At 70.7% G+C, this 20,112-nt stretch carries 18 protein-coding genes and 1 pseudogene; 9 read left to right on the top strand and 10 right to left on the bottom strand.

Translation table 11 applies throughout. The features are described from left to right. Window positions 1-101: 101 nt before the first annotated feature. Window positions 102-1,037, top strand: a pseudogene (locus tag ACWDSJ_RS22290) (SDR family NAD(P)-dependent oxidoreductase); the annotation flags it as partial. A gap of 146 nt (window positions 1,038-1,183) precedes the next feature. On the opposite strand, the gene ACWDSJ_RS22285 reads toward ACWDSJ_RS22290, so the two are convergent. Next, on the bottom strand, window positions 1,184-2,098 hold the full coding sequence (locus tag ACWDSJ_RS22285) for a sucrase ferredoxin (protein ID WP_450033989.1): 915 nt from the start codon (window positions 2,096-2,098) through the stop codon (window positions 1,184-1,186). Then, window positions 2,095-2,862, bottom strand: coding sequence for an alpha/beta fold hydrolase (locus ACWDSJ_RS22280; RefSeq protein ID WP_450033987.1), 768 nt, complete (start codon window positions 2,860-2,862; stop codon window positions 2,095-2,097). The genes ACWDSJ_RS22285 and ACWDSJ_RS22280 overlap by 4 nt, the downstream gene beginning before the upstream one ends. Window positions 2,863-3,043: 181 nt before the next feature. Here ACWDSJ_RS22280 and ACWDSJ_RS22275 point away from each other — a divergent pair, with 181 nt between their 5' ends. Both ACWDSJ_RS22275 and ACWDSJ_RS22270 read left to right on the top strand, forming a co-directional pair. Further along, window positions 3,044-3,742, top strand: coding sequence for a class I SAM-dependent DNA methyltransferase (locus tag ACWDSJ_RS22275; protein ID WP_450033986.1), 699 nt, complete (start codon window positions 3,044-3,046; stop codon window positions 3,740-3,742). Window positions 3,743-3,772: 30 nt separating this feature from the next. Continuing rightward, the gene (locus ACWDSJ_RS22270) at window positions 3,773-4,141 is read left to right on the top strand and encodes a VOC family protein (RefSeq protein ID WP_387362614.1); all 369 of its coding nucleotides are present in this window, start codon (window positions 3,773-3,775) and stop codon (window positions 4,139-4,141) included. Between the two features lie 12 nt (window positions 4,142-4,153). Here the strand turns inward: ACWDSJ_RS22270 and ACWDSJ_RS22265 are convergent, their stop codons facing one another. Further along, window positions 4,154-6,079 carry a DNA polymerase Y family protein gene (locus tag ACWDSJ_RS22265; RefSeq protein ID WP_450033984.1) on the bottom strand — a complete coding sequence of 642 codons (1,926 nt, stop codon included), beginning with the start codon at window positions 6,077-6,079 and terminating at the stop codon, window positions 4,154-4,156. 318 nt (window positions 6,080-6,397) lie between these two features. Then, on the bottom strand, window positions 6,398-7,135 hold the full coding sequence (locus ACWDSJ_RS22260; protein ID WP_450033982.1) for a hypothetical protein: 738 nt from the start codon (window positions 7,133-7,135) through the stop codon (window positions 6,398-6,400). A gap of 184 nt (window positions 7,136-7,319) precedes the next feature. Between ACWDSJ_RS22260 and ACWDSJ_RS22255 the strand changes: the two genes are divergently transcribed. Continuing rightward, on the top strand, window positions 7,320-8,480 hold the full coding sequence (locus tag ACWDSJ_RS22255) for a serine/threonine-protein kinase (protein WP_387362620.1): 1,161 nt from the start codon (window positions 7,320-7,322) through the stop codon (window positions 8,478-8,480). A gap of 24 nt (window positions 8,481-8,504) precedes the next feature. Here ACWDSJ_RS22255 and ACWDSJ_RS22250 read toward each other — a convergent pair whose 3' ends face one another. Both ACWDSJ_RS22250 and ACWDSJ_RS22245 read right to left on the bottom strand, forming a co-directional pair. After that, window positions 8,505-9,176: a response regulator gene (locus ACWDSJ_RS22250; RefSeq protein ID WP_450033980.1), complete on the bottom strand. Its 672-nt coding sequence runs from the start codon at window positions 9,174-9,176 to the stop codon at window positions 8,505-8,507. A 136-nt stretch (window positions 9,177-9,312) separates the two neighbouring features. Then, window positions 9,313-10,569 carry an ATP-binding protein gene (locus tag ACWDSJ_RS22245; RefSeq protein WP_387362622.1) on the bottom strand — a complete coding sequence of 419 codons (1,257 nt, stop codon included), beginning with the start codon at window positions 10,567-10,569 and terminating at the stop codon, window positions 9,313-9,315. Between the two features lie 177 nt (window positions 10,570-10,746). Between ACWDSJ_RS22245 and ACWDSJ_RS22240 the strand changes: the two genes are divergently transcribed. Genes ACWDSJ_RS22240 through ACWDSJ_RS22230 form a run of 3 tightly spaced genes read left to right on the top strand, consistent with a single transcriptional unit; the run spans window position 10,747 to window position 13,288 of the window. Continuing rightward, window positions 10,747-11,388 carry an MspA family porin gene (locus ACWDSJ_RS22240; protein WP_450033979.1) on the top strand — a complete coding sequence of 214 codons (642 nt, stop codon included), beginning with the start codon at window positions 10,747-10,749 and terminating at the stop codon, window positions 11,386-11,388. A 36-nt stretch (window positions 11,389-11,424) separates the two neighbouring features. Next, entirely contained in the window at window positions 11,425-13,092 is a 1,668-nt protein-coding gene (locus ACWDSJ_RS22235; protein WP_450033977.1) for a PspC domain-containing protein, read from the top strand. Further along, the gene (locus tag ACWDSJ_RS22230) at window positions 13,085-13,288 is read left to right on the top strand and encodes a hypothetical protein (protein WP_387362627.1); all 204 of its coding nucleotides are present in this window, start codon (window positions 13,085-13,087) and stop codon (window positions 13,286-13,288) included. The genes ACWDSJ_RS22235 and ACWDSJ_RS22230 overlap by 8 nt, the downstream gene beginning before the upstream one ends. 63 nt (window positions 13,289-13,351) lie before the next feature. Here ACWDSJ_RS22230 and ACWDSJ_RS22225 read toward each other — a convergent pair whose 3' ends face one another. Both ACWDSJ_RS22225 and guaA read right to left on the bottom strand, forming a co-directional pair. Next, the gene (locus ACWDSJ_RS22225; protein ID WP_450033975.1) at window positions 13,352-13,786 is read right to left on the bottom strand and encodes a ribonuclease domain-containing protein; all 435 of its coding nucleotides are present in this window, start codon (window positions 13,784-13,786) and stop codon (window positions 13,352-13,354) included. Between the two features lie 145 nt (window positions 13,787-13,931). Continuing rightward, window positions 13,932-15,491, bottom strand: a complete 1,560-nt coding sequence (gene guaA / locus ACWDSJ_RS22220; protein ID WP_387362631.1) for a glutamine-hydrolyzing GMP synthase — start codon at window positions 15,489-15,491, stop codon at window positions 13,932-13,934. A gap of 211 nt (window positions 15,492-15,702) precedes the next feature. Here guaA and ACWDSJ_RS22215 point away from each other — a divergent pair, with 211 nt between their 5' ends. After that, complete coding sequence (locus ACWDSJ_RS22215; protein ID WP_387362633.1) at window positions 15,703-16,500, top strand: alpha/beta fold hydrolase; 798 nt, start codon at window positions 15,703-15,705, stop codon at window positions 16,498-16,500. 6 nt (window positions 16,501-16,506) lie between these two features. Here ACWDSJ_RS22215 and ACWDSJ_RS22210 read toward each other — a convergent pair whose 3' ends face one another. Together ACWDSJ_RS22210 and guaB are read right to left on the bottom strand one after the other, a co-directional pair. Then, window positions 16,507-17,655, bottom strand: coding sequence for a GuaB3 family IMP dehydrogenase-related protein (locus ACWDSJ_RS22210; RefSeq protein WP_450033972.1), 1,149 nt, complete (start codon window positions 17,653-17,655; stop codon window positions 16,507-16,509). A 112-nt stretch (window positions 17,656-17,767) separates the two neighbouring features. After that, window positions 17,768-19,369, bottom strand: a complete 1,602-nt coding sequence (guaB, locus tag ACWDSJ_RS22205; RefSeq protein ID WP_450033971.1) for an IMP dehydrogenase — start codon at window positions 19,367-19,369, stop codon at window positions 17,768-17,770. Between the two features lie 254 nt (window positions 19,370-19,623). On the opposite strand from guaB, the gene ACWDSJ_RS22200 reads away from it, so the two are divergent. After that, entirely contained in the window at window positions 19,624-20,037 is a 414-nt protein-coding gene (locus tag ACWDSJ_RS22200; protein ID WP_062512720.1) for a DUF5319 domain-containing protein, read from the top strand. Window positions 20,038-20,112 lie beyond the last annotated feature (75 nt).

Genomic DNA, 20,112 nt, shown 5'->3' with positions numbered 1-20,112 from the left:
CGAGCGAACTTACTTTGGAGTAAGTTCAGGGCACATCGATCGCATCAAGGGAGAGCGTGATGTCCGAGACCCTCGAATCCGGCGGTTATCGATCCCGTCGGCGCGCCCGCCGGGATCTGACCGGCAGACACGTGCTCATCACGGGAGCCTCCTCCGGGATCGGCCGGGCCGCGGCGATCGCGGTCGCCGAAAAGGGCGCGGTGGTCTTCCTGCTCGCGCGGCGGGGCGAGGAGTTGGCCTCCGTCGTCGAGGAGATCCGGGCCGCCGGCGGCCGGGCCTACGGATACCAGTGCGATGTCACCGATTCCGATTCGGTCGAGCGGACGGTCACGACCGTTCTCGACGAGCACGGCCATGTGGACATGCTGGTCAACAATGCCGGGCGATCGATCCGCCGGGCCGTGCACCGATCCACCGACCGGCTGCACGACTTCGAACGGACCATGGCGGTCAACTACTTTGGGGCCGTGCGGATGACGCTGGCACTGCTGCCGCAGATGCGCGAACGCAAGTTCGGCCACATCGTCAACATCTCCAGCGCCGGGGTGCAGGTCGCGACGCCGCGCTTCGCCGCCTACCTCGCCAGCAAGGCCGCGCTGGACAAGTTCGCGGAGGTCACCGCGGCCGAGATGCTCGCCGACAACGTCACCTTCACCACCATCCACATGCCCTTGGTGCGCACGCCGATGATCGCGCCGAGCGGCCGCCAGGGTCCCTCGGAATCACCGGAGTGGGCGGCCGCCACCATCGTTCGCGCCCTGACCGAGCGCCCCAAGCGCATCGACGTCCCCGTCGGCACCCTGGCCGAATACGGCAGCCTGCTCACCCCGCGCCTCAAGGACGCCATCCTGCACCGCTACTACCGCGCGCTCCCCGACTCCCCCGCCGCCAAGGGCGAGCCCACCTCCGAAACCCCCACGGAATCGCCCGCCCCCGAGCCCCAGGAGAAGCCCCGCCGCCCGGTGTCCACCCCCGCCCGCGTGACCCGCACGGCCCTGCAACGCGCGGCCCGCCTGGTGCCCGGCACCCATTGGTGACAGACGAGCACCACAAGACGAGCAGAGCCACAGCGATGAGCGCGAACTCTTGTGGCCCAAAGGATCTCGCGGCTCCTTTGGTAGGGGCGGCCGCACGTGCGCCGGAGCGGCAGAGCCCCAGCTGAGAGCAAGTAACATGTTGCGGCTCAAGATAACTCGCGGATGTCGTCGACGACGAGCCCGGTGGCCGGTTTCGGTTTGGCGCCGCAGCTGGCCGGGCGGGGCGGGTAGGCGACGGTGTGGACCGTGATGCGCCAGCGGCGGCCGTCGCGGTGGGTGACGGTGGCCGCGCCCGCGAAGGTCGAAGGGTCGCCGGTGGGGGTGGCGTCGGGGGTGGTGGTGACCGTGAGGGCGTCGGCGGGGGCGGAAATGCGGTGGCGGACGGCGATTTCGGCAGCCTGTTCGACCGGGGTGTAGCAGCTGCGGCCGCGAAAACCCTCGAGCGCGAGGTCGTTTCGGTGGGCGGCGGCCACGGCGGCGAGCGCGGCCTCGGGGTCGACGCGGCCGTAGGTGAGGCCGGAGGGGAGCAGCACCAGGGCGGGGGCGAAGCGGTGGCCGCCGGTGTGGGAGCACTCCCAGACCAGGTCCGGGTACTCGGCGGACAGGCGGGCGGCGATGGGGCGGCCGAGCAGGGCGCAGCACTGGTCGCGTTTGCCGTGGGCGCAGACCAGGACCAGCGGATCGGTCACCGGCGCACCGATTTTCGGAGCGGGGCCGTCGAGCAGGCTCAGATCCAGGTCGAGCAGTTGTTTCAGATCGGTGATCTCGAGGCGTTCGCACCACGAGTCGCGGGGGCCGGAGGCGACGAGGAAAACCGTTCGGTCACCGGTGAATTCGTTGCGACCGGGGCGGCGGATCAGGGTCGGGCGCACCCGCGCGGCCTTCAGCCGGGGCGCGAGTTCCGCGGTGATCTCGGGACCGAGGACCTCGTCGCCGATCACATCCCGGCCCCAGGCTCCCGGCTGTTCGACGCACAACCAGCCCGAAACCCGGGTCGCGGTGCCGGGCAGGGGAAGATCCGCCGCCGCCGCCGAACAGAGCATGCCCTCGAAATCGGTCAATGGCCCAGGAACGGCAGGACCGCGGTGGCGAATTCGCCGTAGCGGTCGCGATGGATGCTGTGCCCGCACGCGAACGACTCGACCGCGCAGTCGGCGATGCTGGTGCGCACGATCTCGAGCTTGTCCGGATCGACCATGCCGCCCGGGCCCCCGCACAGCATGAGCGTCGGGGCCGTGATGCCGCGCAACGCTTCCCACCACTCCGGATTGGGTTTGCGGAACTGTTCCAGCGCGGTCCGGGTCATCGAACGGTCGAAGGCCAGCACCGCGCGCGGATGCCGCAGCAGGCTGCTGCTGGCGTGCCACAGTTCCGCGACCGTGGGCATGCGCCGGGTCAGGGCGAGCTGCTCGTCGCCGGAACGCAGCGGCAGCGGCTGTTCCTCGATCACCAGGCGGCGGACCAGGTCGGGCCGCTCGATCGCCACACACGAGACCGCGTACCCGCCCAGCGAATGCCCGACCAGATCGACCTCGGTCAACCCGAGCCGCTCGCACAGCCGCAGCACGTCGGCCCCGAACTCGTCGAAGCGGTAGGACTCGGTGTGGGCGCTGCGGCCGTGGCCGCGCAGATCGGGGACGATCACCCGGCGGCCCAGCCCGAACAGGCGCCGCGCGAAGCGGTCCCAGGTGTGACCGTCGCCGCCCATGCCGTGCACCAACAGCACCGGCACGTCGGAGAGCGGATGCTCGACCGGCGACGGGCCGGAATCGCGATAGGCGATCAGCACGCCGTCCAGCGGCACCCGGGTAACTGTCGATTCCACGAGTTCCCACGATACGGATCGCGTGTCGGCACCGCCGTGGGTTGTGCCCTCCGCCATAGTCCGGGCGTCGCCCACGGCCGTCGCAGTTCGCATACCTCTCTCATCGGGCGATCGGACGCGAACGCAGCGGCCCGCGCGAAAATGGCTGGGCCGTCGCGGCTTCGGCACGCATACTGCCGACATGCCGACCTTCGCCGATTTCGACAGCCGGAACTATCGCACCGTCGACGTCGCCACCGGATACGACGGCTGGGCGCCGACCTACGAGCAGACCGTCATGGACGAGATGGATCTGGCCCTGCTGGACCGGTTGCGCCGACCCGAATGGGGACGGCTGCGCCGGGCCGTGGACCTCGGCTGCGGCACCGGGCGGACCGGCGCGTGGCTGCGCGGCAAGGGCGTCGAGCGGATCGACGGCGTGGATCTGAGCGCGGGCATGCTGGCCCGGGCCCGCGAGCGCGGCGCGCACGACTCGCTCACCCTGGCCGATGTGCGCGACACCGGATTGCCCAGCGGCGCTTACGATCTGGTGATCTGTTCGCTCATCGACGAGCATCTGCCCGAACTCGGTCCGCTGTTCGAGGAGGCGCGACGGCTGGCCGCGCCCGCGGCGACGTTCGTGGCGGTCAGCTATCACCCGCAGTTCATCATGGTGACGGGCATGCCGACGCACTACACCGACGCGACCGGGGAGTCGCTGGCGATCAGTACCCATCTGCACCTGTTCAGCGATCGGGTCAACGCCGGTGTCGCGGCGGGCTGGCGGCTGGTCGAGGCGGCCGAGGCGGTGGTGGACGACGCGTGGCTGGCGGCCAAACCCCGGTGGGCGCGACTGCGCGGACACCCCTTCACGATGGCCCTGACCTGGACTCGACCGTAGTTGTCGGTGCCCAGTGGGATGCTTCGCGGCATGGATTGGAAAATCGAGCTCGTCGCCATCCCGGTCACCGATGTCGACCGCGCCAAGGACTTCTACACCAAGATCGGTTTCAATGCCGACTACGACGAAAGTCCCACGCCCGACATCCGTTTCGTGCAGCTGACCCCGCCGGGCTCGGGCTGTTCGATCTGCATCGGCAGGGGTATCACGCAGGCCGCGCCGGGCAGCGTCGAGGGCATGCAGGTGGTGGTCGCCAGCGCCGAGCAGGCGTACCGGGACCTGGTCGCCGCGGGCGTCGAGGCCACGCCGGTCAAGGACGAGGGCTGGGGACTGTTCACCTACTTCGCCGATCCCGACGGCAACAAGTGGGCCGTGCAGGAACTGCCGAAGAGGTCCTGACGGGCGCGGATGTCATTCGTAGAGGCCCTCGACATGCCAGGTGTCGGCGTAGCCGAGCAGCAGCAGGACGCGGAACTGGCCGTCGAGCATGACCTGGGCCCGGACGGCGCAGTCGCCCGCGCGGTCGCCGGACCACCAGCGCTCGTCCAGCAGCCAGGGTCCGCCCCAGCCGGACACCGGCCACTGCTTGTCGCCCCAGCGCAGGACGGCCGGTTCGGCGGTGAACAGCCCGCGCTCGGTGATCCAGACGGGCGTGCCGTCGTCGGCCTCCAGGGTGACCTCCGGATGATTGCGCAGCACCACGGTCGGCGAGGGTTGAGGCAGTCGGCCCGGCCAGGGCGGTCCCGGGTCGGCCGCGGGCACGAGTTCGTCGCCGAGCGGCACCGAGGTCACCCGTTCGGTGGGGCCGCGGCCGCCGCTCAGCACCCCGATCCGTACGGCCTCGCCGCCCAGCAGTCCTTGGACGCGGACCAGTGCGCGCCGGGCCCGCTCGTCGTCCTCCCCGACGCCGCCCCACAGGCCGAGTTGCAGTGCGCCGGAGGCGACCACCTCCACCGGTTCCAGGCGCAGCAGGACGATGGGGGCGCTCGGGATCGCGGCGGCCGGGGTCGAGCGGCGACGATGTCCGTCGGCCTGCGCTCCTCGGCCCGATCCGGGGCGTCGATCGTCGGGGGCGGGTTCCGCAGACGGTCGGCGCGGGCGCTCGGGACGCAATCTTCCGGGGCGGCGGGAGGATCCGTTTCCTTCCCCCGCCGTATCGGATTCGAAATCCATTGTGGTCGAGTCGGTTTGCCGATCCAGGTCGCCGCGCCGAGGTTCGTCGCGCGGCGTCGTCTCGGGCGCACCGACCCGGTACGGGTCGCGGCGCTGGTGTTCCGATTCGGGGTCGGCCCGGCCGTGGACGCGGCCGAAATCGGCTCCGGGATCCGGGTGCCGTCCCGACAGCGCGCGCTGGGTGAGCCAGCCGTCGAGTTGCCAGCGGATGCGGTCGGCGGTGCCCTCCGGGGTGAGCGGTTCGGCACAGCGCCAGATGCGGGAAAGACGTTCGCCCGCGGCCGTTTCCGCGACCACCGACAGGCGGGTGCAGGCCACGCCCGCGGCGGACAGGCGGTCGTGCAGGCGGGTGGCCAGCAGGCGGCCCGCGAAGGCGGCGGCGTCGACGCGTTCGATCGGCGGATCGCAGGGATATTCGACGATCAGGTCCGGTTCGGGCGGGCGGGCCGAGGGCGGGCGTTCGGATTCGGCGCGGGCGCAGCGGTGCGCGCGGATGGCGTCGGCGCCGAAGCGGGAGGCGACCTCGACCGGGGTGAGCGCGGCGAAGTCGCCGATGCGGCGCAAACCCAAGCGGTGCAACAGGTCCACCAGTTCCTCGCGTTCCGGGGCGGCCAGGCTCGGTTCGAGGGCGAGTTCGGCGACCGGCAGCGGCGCGAGGAACCGCGCCCCCGCGCCGGGTGCGACGAGGGTGGCGCGACGGGCGGCGATCACTGCGGTGGACAACTCGTCGGCGATGCCGATCTGACATTCCACTCCCGTCGCCGCGACGGCGTCGACCAGCCGCTCGGCCGCCGCCTCCTCGGAGCCGAAGAACCGCGCCGCGCCGCGCGCGGACAGCACCAACAGCCCCGGCCGCAGCACCTCCACGCCGGGCACGGTCGCGTCCACGGCCGCCACCACCGGTTCGAACAGCCGCGCGTCCCGATCCGGATCCGACTGCGCCACATGCATATCCGGGCAACGCGCCTGCGCCTCCCGGCGCTTGAGCCCTCGCCGCACCCCCGCCCCACGCGCCACCGCCGAACACGCCACCACCCGATTGGCGTGCAACACCACCACCGGCCGAGTGGGCGGCACATCGGCCACCGCGGCGGCCGCGACGGCAGGCCAATCCGGACACCACACCGCCAACACCCGCGCCCCCGACCGCTTCCGCGTCGGCATGCTCACCTCATCGAAATCCGCTGGAGTGCTGGGGCAATAGGCAACCGAGCCTCTTCATGCGCGCCCTGGAGGGATGGGCGGCCGAACTCTCTCGTACGCACCCCGCGATAAGGCTCGAGCGACAGCCGGAATCCCTCTCGCGAGAGGGCTTGGGCAGTAAGCGGTCTCTCGTGAGCACCACCGTCGGAGGACTCGAGCGGCAACCGACCTCTCATATGCACCCCGCGAGAGGATTCGGGCGGTAGACGACTATCCGCGCTCTCGCGAGAGGGCTCGGATGGTGGCCGAATTCCCTCGTACACGCCGTCCGCGAGGGGATCATGATGCGACATCGCCGACCACTTCCAGTGGTGGGGCCGTAACCTGTTGGGGTGCAATCCATTCCACGCGATCCTCGCGGGGGTGGAGGGTGAGGCGGCCGGTGCGGGGGGAGGTGGAGCGGGTGTGGACGGAGACGTCGAGGTGGATGGTGCGGAGGCAGCCTCGGCCGCGGCCCAGGCCCTCGTATCCGGCGAGCTTGCTGTGCATGCGTAGGGTCGCGCCCGTCCAGGCGCCGCCGGTGACGACGAGGGTGGCGCCCTTGCTGCGGGCGCGGGCGGCCAGGACGCGAGTGCGGCTGGGCGGCACCGAGATTCCGTTCAGGCCGAGTACCACCAGGTCGAGGCCATCCAGCAACACCGCGGCGATCTCGACCGGGTCGGCGCCGGGGTCGGGGATCAGGGCCAGTCTGCCCAGCTGCGCGCCCATCTCGGCCACGGCGAGCAGACCCAGGCGGGGCAGGCCGACGGCCGCGGCATGCCCCCCGGCGGCGGTGACCGCGGCGAGCAGACCGGCCAGCAGGGACGTCGCCCCCGAGTACGACACCACCGATCCCCTGGCCAGGCCGCCCTCGGGCAGCAGCTCGAGCAGCGCGGACGGGACGGGCAACGGCTCCCTGCGCAACTCGTCGGCAGCCGGTACCCGCCCGGCCGTCACCGCACCGCGGGCCGGGATCGCGGCCATGCGCCGGCGCAGCTCGGCCAGCCGCTCCGCGGTCACCGCCTCGGACGAACCCATCTTCGACCACCCAATCCTCTGCCGATGGACTCCCATCGACGCCGGATCCGAAGCCCGTTCAGCACAGATCCAGCTATCGATGTGACTCGAATATACGTTCGACTTGCTCTCAGTAGAACCCCACCCCCCGATCCCGTCAAGGACCGCGCCCGTCGCGCTCGAGTTCCGAAGCAGGCCAGTCAGGATGGTTTTCGGCTATCCTCGCGCCGTGACCGAACGCTCCCGTCCCATCGTCGGCCCCGAATATCTGGTCGCCGGCCGCTACCGCCTGCAGTCGAAGCTCGGCGGAGGCGGCATGGGCGCGGTGTGGCTCGCCCACGATCGGCTGCTCAACCGGGACGTCGCCATCAAGCAGGTGTTGACCACGGCCGGACTCACCGAGCAGGAGGCCACCGAGGTCCGCAACCGGATCATCCACGAGGGCCGGGTCGCGGCGAAGCTGTCGCACGAGCACGCCATCGCGGTCTACGACGTGGTGCTCGAGGCGGGCGAGCCGTGGCTGGTGATGGAGTATCTGCCCTCGCGCAGCGTCGCCAAGGCGATGGCGCTGGTCGAGGCACTGCCGCCGATCGAGGTCGCCCAGATCGGCGCGCAGGTCGCCGACGCGCTCGCGGCCGCGCACGCCGCGGGGATCGTGCATCGCGACATCAAGCCGGGCAACATCCTGGTCGCCGATCGCGGCGCCGAGGTGGGCAAGGTGAAGCTGAGCGACTTCGGCATCTCGAGCGGGGCCGGGGACACCGGCGACGAACCGGAGGACGTCATCACCGGTACGCCCGCGTATCTGCCGCCGGAGGTGGCGCGCGGGATGCGGCCGACCGCGGCGAGCGACGTATTCTCGCTCGGCGCAACGCTTTACACCGCGGTCGAGGGGCAGCCGCCGTACGGTTTCCACGAGGACAACAATGTGACCGTCGAGCGGGCCGCGATGGCGCAGATCATCCCGCCCAGCCGCAGCGGACCGCTCACCGAGGTGCTGCTGCACATGATGGAGCCCGCCCCGCAGCGGCGTCCGAGCATGGCCCAGGCGCGCGACGAGATCCTCACCGCCGTCTTCGGTCCCGGCACCGGGCCCTACATCCTCAACGCTCCGGTGCGCACCGAGGACGGCACGATCCCGGCCTGGGCGGCGCGCAACTCCGCCAGCGGCCTCCGCAGCCCGCACTCCTCACCGCTGCCGCGGCCGCCGCGCGCGATGTCCCCGAGTGCGCCCGCGCCGCAACGGCAATCGAGCGGTGCGCCCAAACTGGGCGGTCTCGGACCCAATGCCGCGCCGCTGGCCATCGCGGTGGGGTTGTTGATCGGGTTGCTGATTCTGATCGTGATTCTCGTCGCGGCGATGTAATCCGTTGTGCCGCAACACCGGCCCTCAGTCGATCCGGCGGCGATGGGCCCAGCGGGTGAGGGCGTTGCGATTGGACTGCTGGGTCTTGCGCAACACGTTGGACGCGTGGGTCTCCACGGTTTTGACCGAGATGAACAGGGTTTCGGCGATCTCGCGGTAGGTGTAGCCGCGGGCGAGCAGGCGCAGCACCTCGAGTTCGCGCGGGGTGAGCGAGTCCAGTTCGGGGTCCAGCGGCGGCTCCGGCGCGGGTGAGCGGCCGGTGAACGAGTCGAGCACGAAACCCGCCAGCCGGGGGCTGAACACCGCGTCCCCGCCCGCGACGCGCCGAATGCCCTCGGCCAGTTCGGGTCCCGAGATGGTCTTGGTGACATAACCCCGCGCGCCCGCCCGGATCACCGCGATCACATCCTCGGCCGCGTCGGACACGCTGAGCGCCAAGCACACCGGCCCCGGACTCTCGATCCCCTGCAACACGGCCACCCCGCCCCCGTCGGGCATGTGCACATCGAGCAACACCACATCCGGCCGCGTCGCCTTGATCCCGGCCACGGCCTCCGCCACACCCCCCGCCTCCCCCACGACCTCCATATCGGCCTCCCGGCTCAACTCGGCCCGCACCCCCGACCGGAAAACCGCATGATCATCGACCAGAAAAACCCGAATACTCACCGCACTCCTCACCTGGACCACCGACATCGTTACCACACCGAGGCACGCCCCCACAGCTTCCCCCACCCCAGCCGCACCCCTTATTCGAATCCGCACCCCCTGCATGGCCATACAACGGGTGCGGATTCGAATAAAGGGTGCGGCTGTACTGGTGTACCTGGGGTCAGGTGGGGGGGTCGGAGTCTTTGCGGGGGAGGGTGATTCGGACTTCGGTGCCTCGGCCGGGGGTGGAGTGGATTTCGGTGGTGCCGCCTCGGCGTTCTATGCGGGTGCGGATGGATTTGGCCAGGCCGCGGCGGTCGGGGGGGATGCGGGTGGGGTCGAAGCCCTTGCCGCGGTCGCGGACGAAGATGCTGACCTGGTGGGGTTCGACCTCGGCGAACAGGTCGATGGTGGGGACGCCGGCGTGTTTGGCGGCGTTGACCAGGGCCTCGCGGGTGGCGCCGAGGAGGGCGGTGAAGTGTTCCTTGGGGAGGCCGATGCCGGTGTCGGCGGGGTCCATCGAGACGTCGCCGACCGTGACGGGGGTGACCTGGACGCCGTGCTGGTCCTCGACCTCGCCGGCGATCGTGCGCAGGGCGGCGGCCAGGCTGGACTGGGCGGGGACGGTGTCCTCGAACAGCCATTTGCGCAATTCGCGTTCCTGGCTGCGGGCCAGGCGGGTGACCTCCTGCGCGTCGTCGGCCTGCCGTTGGATGAGGGCGAGCGTCTGCAGCACCGAATCGTGCAGGTGCGAGGCGATCTCCTCGCGTTCCTCGTTGCGGATGCGGGCGGCGCGTTCGGAATTCAACGCGCGCATCATGCGCAGCCAGAGCGGCACGGTCAGCAGGCCGACGCCGATCAGCGTGACCGCCACCGCGATCAGCGCCGAACCCAGCGAACTCAGATTGATCCGGGCGAGCACGACCACGCCGAGCCCGACCACGATCAGCGTCACCCCGCCCAGGATGCGCGTCCAGGTGAGCACGGTCGGCCGCACCGGCAGCCCGATGATGGAACGTGGTCCCTCGTCGTCGAATTCGCGCCACACCAGGGCCGCACCGATCGCGACCACGATGATCGGGCCGAGCACCCGCGCGGCGGTCCCGCTGAACAGCCAGGTCAGCGACACCGACAACGCCAGCCCGAGCAGCACCATGCCGACCGCCTGCCGCCGCTCGGAGGCGGACGGCGGCGGCGCGTCGCCACCGGCGGGGGTGAAGATCCACAACATGCCGTAGGCGACGATCCCGGCGCCCATGAGCGCGGACAGCAGCACGAAGCCCATCCGCACCTTGAACACGTCGACGCCGAGATGATCGGCGATCCCGCCCGCGACGCCCCCGACGACCCGGCCGCCGGACCGGCGCAGCAACCGCGGGACCGTCGGCGCGGGGGCGGTGATTCCGCGCGCGTCGAACGCGGGCATGGACGGGTACATGCCTCCGATACTGGCACGGCCCGCCGGGCGCCGACCATCCGGAAACACCCCGATCTCCCGGCTCGGGGTGGGCTGGCAGGGCACTCCCGGCTCACTCACAGGAATCCGCCAGCTTCCTCGGTAACGATCTTGCGGGACCGCGTTCGAGGGTGGTCCCCGCACCGCAGGGTGCGCACGATGCGGGATATCAGGAGCGAGATGTACGGCAAGAGCGCGATGATCGCGGCGCTGACGATCGGCGTCGCGGCGGCACCGGCCGCCGCCGCGGAGAAGACGTATTCGGTCCCCGGACTGGACTACACCGTCGGCAACGCCGATCAGACCGCGCACGCCATTCCCGCGGTGAACGGGATGCCGACCAATCGAGAGGTGTTGGTGGACGGCACTTTCTACGGCCGCGCGTCGGCGCCCGCGACCGGCAAGCTGCACGCCGGATACTTCGTGGCCTGTGCCGCGGAGGTGGACGCCACGCTGGCGTTGAAGGTCGGGCTGTCGGGCTATTCGGAGCTGTCGGGGAATCTGTACGTCTCGCCGAGTTCGGTCTCCCCGGGCCTCTACTGGGACGTCGTCGACGGCACCCTCTCCGGCTCGGCGGAGATCGACGCCTCGCTGAAGCCGGGCAAGATCACCGACGTCAAGGTCGCCGACAAGGATCTGCGCGACGACACCACCGGCACCCTCTACAGCCGCGACTTCCGCATCGAGGTGGACAACTGCGTCGGCCCGCTCACCCTGCGGCCCTACACCAGCATCACCGCGGACACGCCCGAGACCAGCGGCACCGGAATGATCCTCGGCGATTCGATCCAGATCGGCTGAGGGCCGGATTCAGGAATCCATTCAGGGTGAACCCCGATGCGGTCGGGCCTGGTCACGGCCACCATGGAGAACATGACGAGAGCGAGCGGGTGGGCCGGGGGCCCCGGCCGAACCGGATTCAACGATCAGCTGCACCAGCTGTGGCGCACGCGGCCCGTCCGGCGCCCGCGGCAGGGCCCGATCGCGGGCGTCGCGGCCGGGTTCGGTCAGCGCTACGGCGTGGATCCCGTGCTCATCCGGGTGGCGTTCGTGGTGTCGACGCTGTTCGGCGGGGCGGGCATCGTGCTGTACCTGGTGGCGTGGCTGCTGCTGCCCGCGGCCGAGGACCAGGTCTCCCCCGCGGAGGGGCTGCTCAACAAGGGGTACAGCGCGCAGTCGCCGACCAAGACGATCGTCTTGATCGTGGCGCTGGCGATCGCGGTCAGCACCATGGGACCGGTCGGGCTCGGCCTGGGCGGGTCGGGGCTGATCAGCCTGGCGCTCATGCTGGCCGGGTGGTGGCTGCTGTTTCTGCGGCAGCCGGAACCGCCGATCGGCTACACCGGGGTGCCCGAGGGCGATATCGCCGCCACGGGGTATCCGGGGACGGCCTTCCCGGGTGGGTCGCCGTGGTCGGCGAGCCAGTACGGGCCCTACACCCGGCTGCCCGACCACTATGAACCCGATCCCTCCGGAAGCGCTGCGGCACAACCGGTTTCGCGTACCGCCCCGACCGAGGTGATCCCACGGGACGAGACCCACGGGTCGAGTACGCCGACGACCGCGATCCCGCGCGACGGGGTCGACCACCCGACCGACGCGGTGCCGGGCGACACGGCCGACGGCTCGACGACGGCGATCCCGCGCGACGAGGCCGATACCCCCACCACGGTGATCCCGCGCGACGGCGGCGACGACACCGATACCGCGAAGCTGCGCCACGACGCCGAGACGATGGTGATGCCGGGAAAAGCGCCCACTGACGAATCCCAAGCGGCGCATCGGGTTTCGTCCGGGACGCCACACGCGCGGACGGTGGATCCGACCCGCTTCGGTCCCACCCCGCCCGGCTGGGATCCGCTCGGTGTCGCGCCGTTGGCGTGGGAGTTGCCCGAGCCCGGTCCCGACCGTCCGGTCGTCGCGCCGCCGACGCCGCGCCGTCCCCGCTCGCGGCTCACGCCCCTGGTGATCGGGCTGGCCATTCTGGCCGCCGCGGCGGCGGGTGCGGTGGCCGCGTCGGGGGTGGAGTGGATGACGCCCGCGCGGATCGGGGCGGTGGCGCTCGCGGTGGTCGGGCTGGGCCTGCTGCTCGGGGCGTTCCTGCGGCGGGGGTGGGGGCTGATGGTGGTGCTGGCGCCGCTGGCCGGATTCGTGATCCTGGCCTCGATGGTGGGGCCCGTCGAATTCGATCGGGGCGCCATGGGCGATCACGAATGGCGGCCCGCCGCAATGGATCAGCTGCTGCCCGCCTACAGCGTGAAGCTGGGTTCGGGAACGCTGGATCTGCGCTCGCTGAATCTGACCGAGGACCGGACGGTGAACGTGCCGGTGCAGATGGGCGACGCGCGGGTGCTGGTGCCGTCGAATATGCGGCTGCACACGATCTGCGTCGCCAAGATGGGTGACGTCCAATGTCCCCCGGCCTACACCGGGCCGCAGACCGGACCCACCCTGACCCTCAATGTCGTCGTCCACGCCGGATCCGCGGAGGTGATTCATGAGTGACAAGTCCGAAACCCGTCGGGGGCCGTCGATTTCGCTGCTGTTGGCCGGGGTGCTGGCGCTCCTGGTGAGCGTGTGGGCCTTCATCGGCCCGTCGGCCTGGCCCGCGAACAGCGCGGTGCCCATCGGCTGGATCGTGGTGGGGGTGGCGATTCTGGTGGGCGTGATCCTGGTGATCTCGCCGCGGAAGAAGGGGTAGGCCGGAACAAGGCGAAAGGGCTCGGATCCGATGAGATCCGAGCCCTTTTCGCGTATCGAGGAATCACCGCATGCGCGTGAAGGTTTCGTAGTGGTCGCCGGTGTACCAGGCCGAACCGTCGCTCCCGGTGATGATGCGTTCCGCATCGCGGTTGTGGCCCGGCTGTTTCCGGTTGACGTCCCATTCCTGATAGCGGATCGCCGCGCCGCCGGAGTCCGTGGCGGGCAGGCGGCCCTCGCGGTTCTTCCAGGTCTCCCCGCCGTGCGTGCCGGGGGCGTCCGACGGCGGCCACTGGCCCGCATCGATCAGGCGCAGCGTGTCCCAGGCGCGCGCGGGGACGGCGTCGGCGACCAGGCGCACCTCGGCGACGCTCGAGGCGACCGCGCCCGGCCCGGCGGACGGGGCGACCAGCAATGCCAGCGCCGCGAACGCGGCCAGCACCACGGCCGCGAAAGACCTGGCCCACAACGACTTCGGCGTACTCTCCAGAACCTTCATCGGCATCCTTCGCAGACGGGAGCCGGTCGCGGGACCGGCCGTGACCACGGGCATTCGATCGTCAACCGTCGCGAACCGAGCTGAATCGGCGCGGCACGGCACGCGTCGCGTCCGTGGCGGGCCGGTGAAATCTGCTGGGCCGCACTCACTCCCACTCGATGGTGCCCGGCGGCTTGGAGGTCACGTCCAGCACCACGCGATTGATCTCGGCGACCTCGTTGGTGATCCGGGTCGAGATGCGTTCGAGCACGTCGTAGGGCAGCCGGGTCCAGTCCGCGGTCATGGCGTCCTCGCTGGAGACCGGGCGCAGCACGATCGGATGCCCGTAGGTGCGGCCGTCGCCCTGCACGCCGACGCTGCGCACCTCGGCCAGCAACACCACCGGACACTGCCAGATCTGCCGGTCGAGCCCGGCCGCGGTGAGTTCCTCGCGGGCGATGGCGTCGGCCTGGCGCAGCGTCTCGAGCCGGTCGTGGGTGACCTCGCCGACGATGCGGATGGCCAGACCCGGCCCCGGGAACGGCTGGCGGGCCACGATCTCCTCGGGCAGGCCCAGCTCCCGGCCGACCGCGCGGACCTCGTCCTTGAACAGCAGCCGCAGCGGCTCGACCAGTTCGAACTCGAGATCCTCGGGCAGGCCGCCGACATTGTGATGGCTCTTGATGTTCGCGGTGCCCGAACCGCCGCCGGACTCGACCACATCGGGATACAGCGTGCCCTGCACCAGATATTCGACCGAGGTCTCCCCCTGATCGCCGACGATCCCGGTGACCGCGTCCTCGAACGAGCGGATGAACTCGCGCCCGATGATCTTGCGCTTCTCCTCGGGATCGGTGACGCCCTTCAGCTCGCCGAGGAATTTGTCCACCGCGTCCACGGTGACCAGCTTGGCTCCCGTCGCGGCGACGAAATCGCGCTGCACCTGCTCGCGCTCGCCCGCGCGCAGCAGGCCGTGATCGACGAACACACAGGTCAGCTTGTCGCCGATGGCCCGCTGCACCAGCGCGGCGGCCACCGCGGAATCCACCCCGCCGGACAGACCGCAGATGGCGTGCCCGTCGCCGACCTGTTCGCGAACCTGCTCGACCAGCGCGTCGGCGATATTGGCGGGCGTCCAGGTGCCCTTGATCCCGGCCATCTCGTGCAGGAACCGGCTCAGCACCTGCTGGCCGTGCGGGGAATGCAGGACCTCCGGGTGGTACTGCACCCCGGCCAGTCGCCGGGCCCGGTCCTCGAAGGCCGCGACCGGCGCGCCGGGCGTGGTGCCGGTGACCTCGAAACCGGTGGGGGCGTCGGTGACCGCGTCGCCGTGGCTCATCCACACCGGCTGGATGGTCGGCAGGCCGCCGTGCAGCAGGCCGCCGTCGATATTGAGTTCGGTGCGGCCGTATTCGCGGGTGCCGGTGTGGGCGACCGTGCCGCCGAGGGCCTGGGCCATCGCCTGGAAGCCGTAGCAGATGCCGAAGACGGGGACGTCCAGATCGAACAGCCGCGCGTCCAGTTTCGGCGCGCCGTCGGCGTAGACGCTGGCCGGGCCGCCGGACAGGATCACCGCGAGCGGTTGGCGCTCGGCGATCTCCTCGACGGTCGCGGTGTGCGGAACCACCTCGGAGTACACGCTGGATTCGCGCACCCGCCGCGCGATCAACTGCGCGTACTGCGCCCCGAAGTCGACGACGAGAACTGGTCGCTGGGTTTCTGCCACCGGGTCAGTCTAATGAGCACGTCAGAGCGCCGCCGATCCGCTCCGCCCCCGCGTGTTAGCGCGCGCGGGCGCCGCGGTGGCCGACCGCGAATCCCGGTGGGCCGCAATGCCGCTGCGCGGCGAACCGGTGGCAGCCGCCCGCTCGGTAACGATCTTGCAGGCCCCCGGCAACCGGACGTGCGCCCGTGCCGGGCCAGCTATCCTCGTGCTCGTGCCATTCGCCCGTGCGATCGACGCCGAAATACATTTCGAGGACAGTGGCGGCAACGGCCCGGTTGTCTTGTTCGGGCACGAATTCTTCATGGACCGAACGATGTTCGCGGCGCAGGCCGCCGCGCTGTCGCCGGAGTTCCGCGTCGTCGCCTGGGACGCCCGCGGGCACGGCCGCACCCGCGACGAGGGTTTGCCGTTCACCTATTGGACCGCGGCCCGCGACGCGTTGACCGTGCTCGATCAGCTCGGCGTCGAACGCGCGGTGCTCGGCGGCATCTCCCAGGGCGGATTCAGCGCGTTGCGGGCCGCGCTGCTCGCCCCCGAGCGGGTCGCGGCGCTGATCCTGATCGCCACCGAGGCGCACGCGCCGGGCCGTCACGAACTCGCGAATTCGCGGCGCTTCCTGGATCTGTGGCACAAGCCCGCCGCCCGCCGGGTGCTGGCGGACCGGCTGGCGCACTGGCTGATCGGCGACGATCCGCGACTTCGCGCGGTGTGGACCGAGCGCTGGCTCGCCCGCGATCCGGCCGACCTCGAGGTGGCCGCGGGCTGTCTGCTCGCCCGCGATTCGGTGCTGGAGCGGTTGTCCGAGATCACCTGCCCCACCTTGGTGATTCATCCGACGGCGGCGGGCGTCTCGCGCGGGCACGCGCGCGAAACCGCGCGGGCACTGCCGAATTCGCGCTATCTCGAGATCGAGGGCGCGCGGCACGCGGTGAACCTGACCCATCCGGATCGGATCAACGCCGCCATCCGCGGCTTCCTGCGCGACGAAGCCGGTTCGCGCGCATCGTGATTCGGGTCAGGCCCGCACGCTCAGGCCGACCCGCTGGAACTCCTTGAGTTCGCAGTATCCGGCCTTGGCCATCGAACGACGCAGGCCGCCAACGAGATTCATCGAACCCCACGGATCGTTGGACGGACCGTAGAGCAACTGCCGCAGGCTGGGCCGCTCCTCCTGCTCGGCGAACTTCAGCAGCGCGCCCCGCGGCACCGACGGATGCGCGGCCGCCGACGGCCAGTACCAGCCGCGGCCGGGCGCCTCCTGGGCCAGCGCGAGCGGCACGCCCAGCATGGCCGCGTCCGCGCCGCAGGCGATGGCCTTGGCCAGCTGACCGGAGGAGACGATGTCGCCGTCGGCGATGACGTGCACGTAGCGGCCGCCGGTCTCGTCGAGATAGTCGCGCCGGGCCGCGGCGGCGTCGGCGATCGCGGTGGCCATCGGCACGCCGATGCCGAGCACCTCGCCGGTGGTGGTCGCGCCCGGGGTCGAACCGTAGCCGACGATCACCCCGGCCGCGCCGGTGCGCATCAGGTGCAGCGCGGTGCGGTGATCGCTGACCCCGCCCGCCACCACGGGGACGTCGAGTTCGGCGATGAAGGTCTTGAGGTTCAGCGGCTCGCCACCGGTCTCGTCGGCACCGCTGACGTGCTCGGCGGAGATGATCGTGCCGTGCACGACCAGCAGATCGATACCGGCCTGCACCAGCGCGGGGGTCAGCGTGCGGGCATTCTGCGGGCTGACGCGCACCGACACCGTCACGCCCGCCGACCGCACCTGGGCCACCGCGGCGGCCAGCAGATCCGGCTGCATGGGCGCGGCGTGCAACTCCTGCAACAGAGCGACGGCGGCCTCGGTGCCCTCCTTCTCGGCGACCTCGACGAGCTGATCGATGCGCGCGGCCACATCGGCGTGCCGGGCCCACAGGCCCTCACCGTTGATGACGCCGAGACCGCCGAGACGGCCCAGTTCCACGGCCAGTTCCGGGGACACCAGCGCGTCGGTCGGATGGGTCACCAGCGGGATGTCGAAGCGGTAGGCGTCCAGCTGCCAGGCCAGCGAGACCTGCTTGGACGAGCGGGTCCGCCGCGAGGGAACGATGTCGACGTCGTCCAGCTCGTAGGTACGCCGGGCGGTCCGGCCCATGCCGATCTCGACCATGTCGCGCACTGGTTGTTCTCCTTACATCTCGTCGGTCGCGCTTGCGACCGCTCGCGGCGGGCACGGCGACGGACCGGTCCCCGCCGAGTGGGACCGGTCCGACAAACCGTCCGGAAGTTTTTCAGCCGCGGCCAGTGTAGTTCGGCGCCTCGACGGTCATCGTGATGTCGTGCGGGTGGCTCTCCTTGAGTCCCGCCGCCGTGATCTGCACGAACTGGGCCTGCTGCAAGTGCGGGATGTTCTGTGAACCGGTGTAGCCCATGGCCGCGCGCAGGCCGCCGACCAGCTGGTGGATCACCTGGTTGACCGGGCCGCGGAACGGCACCCGGCCCTCGATGCCCTCGGGCACGAGCTTGTCCTCGGCGAGCACGTCGTCCTGGAAGTAGCGGTCCTTGGAATAGGACTTGGCCTGCCCGCGACCCTGCATGGCGCCCAGCGAGCCCATGCCGCGGTAGCTCTTGAACTGCTTGCCGTTCACCAGGATCAGATCGCCCGGGGATTCGGCGGTCCCGGCGAGCAGCGAGCCCAGCATCACGGTCGACGCGCCCGCGGCGATGGCCTTGGCGATGTCGCCGGAGTACTGCACGCCGCCGTCGGCGATGACCGGGATGCCCGCGGGCTTGCACACGGCGACGGCCTCGAGGATCGCGGTGATCTGCGGCGCGCCCACCCCGGCGACCACGCGGGTGGTGCAGATCGAGCCGGGGCCCACGCCCACCTTGACCGCGTCGACACCCGCGTCGACCAGCGCGGACGCGCCCGCGCGGGTGGCGACATTGCCGCCGACGACCTGGATGGTGTCGCCCACCTCGGCCTTGAGCTTGGAGACCATCTGCAGCACCTGGACCTGATGGCCGTGCGCGGTGTCGACGATCAGCACGTCCACCCCGGCGTCGCGCAGCGACATCGCGCGCGACCAGGAGTCCTCGCCCACGCCGACCGCGGCGCCGACCAGCAGGCGGCCGTCGCGGTCCTTGGTGGCGTTGGGGTACTGATCGGTCTTGACGAAGTCCTTGACGGTGATGAGACCGCGCAGCCGGCCGTTGCCGTCGACGATGGGCAGCTTCTCCACCTTGTGGCGGCGTAGCAGGCCCAGCGCGGCCTCGGCGGTCACGCCCTCCTGGGCGGTGATCAGCGGGGCCTTGGTCATGACGTCGGCGACGCGGCGGTTCTGATCCACCTCGAAGCGCATGTCCCGGTTGGTGATGATGCCGACCAGCTCGCCCGTCTCGTCGACCACCGGCAACCCCGAGATGCGGTAGCGCGCGCACATGGCGTCGACCTCGGCGAGGGTGTCGGACGGGCGGCAGGTCACCGGGTTGGTGACCATGCCCGCCTCGGACCGCTTCACGGTCTCGACGGCCGAAGCCTGGTCGGCCACCGACAGATTGCGATGCAGTACGCCCATGCCGCCCGCGCGGGCCATGGCGATGGCCATCCGCGCCTCGGTGACGGTGTCCATCGCGGAACTCACCAGCGGCGTGCGCAGGGTGATCTCGCGGGTCAGCAGGCTGGAGGTGTCGACCGTGCTGGGAATGAGATCGGACGCGGCGGGCAACAGCAGGACATCGTCGAACGTCAGGCCGAGCATGGCGATCTTGTTCGGATCGTCACCACCCGTAAGAGGGCGTACGGCTTCGCCCATCACGGGACTAGTCATCGGATCGACCCCTCCTGGACCTCGAAAGCAACGACCCGAGGTGCGGACCCGGATCGCGAACATCTGACGGATTGGCGGAGCCGAAGACAGCTACCCGGCACCTTGTTGTGAACATGGTATCGGCCCCGGATAATTCCGAGCGCGCCGCCTCCGCCCCGCGGAACCCGCCGCGCGCCCCGCGACACACCCGGTTGCCAGGTGTTGCCGACACGCCGAACGGCCGATGTGCGGCGGTACCCGGGCGAATTGCTGCGACAGGCGCGGCAAAATGCCGACAGCGCTGGCGCGGAGGGGGTGGTTCTGCGTACCGTGGGATTGTGCGTGACCATCTACCACCTGGCCTGCCGCCGGATCCGTTCGCCGGAGATCCCTCCGACCCGTCGGCCGCGCTCGATGCCATCGAGCCGGGGGAACCGCTGGATCCTCACGAGCGGCTAGCGGTCGAAGAGGATCTCGCCGACCTCGCGGTCTACGAGGCGCTGCTGGCGCACCGCGGCATCCGCGGACTCGTGGTCAGCTGCGAGGACTGCCGGCAGGATCACTACCACGACTGGGACATGTTGCGCGCCAACCTGCTTCAACTGCTGGTCGACGGCACGGTGCGCCCGCACGAGCCCGCCTACGATCCGCAGCCCGAAGCGTACGTCACATGGGACTACTGCCGCGGCTACGCCGACGCCTCGATGAACGAGGCGCTGCACGGCGACGGGTTCGACGGCTTCGACGCCTGAGGCGCAACGAAAAAACCGATCGCTGGCTGCGATCGGTTGCTGATGTGAAGTTCGTGCTCCCGTCCGCGCGGCCGG

Source organism: Nocardia sp. NPDC003482, assembly GCF_053588115.1.
This window is presented reverse-complemented; position numbering and strand designations above follow the sequence as displayed.

Excerpts from the sequence above, each read along its gene's own strand:
- ACWDSJ_RS22275 (WP_450033986.1), top strand. The coding sequence starts at position 3,044 with ATGCCGACCTTCGCCGATTTCGACAGCCGGAACTATCGCACCGTCGAC.
- ACWDSJ_RS22270 (WP_387362614.1), top strand. The coding sequence starts at position 3,773 with ATGGATTGGAAAATCGAGCTCGTCGCCATCCCGGTCACCGATGTCGAC.
- ACWDSJ_RS22265 (WP_450033984.1), bottom strand. The coding sequence starts at position 6,079 with ATGCCGACGCGGAAGCGGTCGGGGGCGCGGGTGTTGGCGGTGTGGTGT.
- ACWDSJ_RS22260 (WP_450033982.1), bottom strand. The coding sequence starts at position 7,135 with ATGGGTTCGTCCGAGGCGGTGACCGCGGAGCGGCTGGCCGAGCTGCGC.
- ACWDSJ_RS22255 (WP_387362620.1), top strand. The coding sequence starts at position 7,320 with ATGGTTTTCGGCTATCCTCGCGCCGTGACCGAACGCTCCCGTCCCATC.
- ACWDSJ_RS22250 (WP_450033980.1), bottom strand. The coding sequence starts at position 9,176 with ATGTCGGTGGTCCAGGTGAGGAGTGCGGTGAGTATTCGGGTTTTTCTG.
- ACWDSJ_RS22245 (WP_387362622.1), bottom strand. The coding sequence starts at position 10,569 with ATGTACCCGTCCATGCCCGCGTTCGACGCGCGCGGAATCACCGCCCCC.
- ACWDSJ_RS22240 (WP_450033979.1), top strand. The coding sequence starts at position 10,747 with ATGCGGGATATCAGGAGCGAGATGTACGGCAAGAGCGCGATGATCGCG.
- ACWDSJ_RS22235 (WP_450033977.1), top strand. The coding sequence starts at position 11,425 with ATGCGGTCGGGCCTGGTCACGGCCACCATGGAGAACATGACGAGAGCG.
- ACWDSJ_RS22230 (WP_387362627.1), top strand. The coding sequence starts at position 13,085 with ATGAGTGACAAGTCCGAAACCCGTCGGGGGCCGTCGATTTCGCTGCTG.
- ACWDSJ_RS22225 (WP_450033975.1), bottom strand. The coding sequence starts at position 13,786 with ATGAAGGTTCTGGAGAGTACGCCGAAGTCGTTGTGGGCCAGGTCTTTC.
- guaB (WP_450033971.1), bottom strand. The coding sequence starts at position 19,369 with ATGTTCGCGATCCGGGTCCGCACCTCGGGTCGTTGCTTTCGAGGTCCA.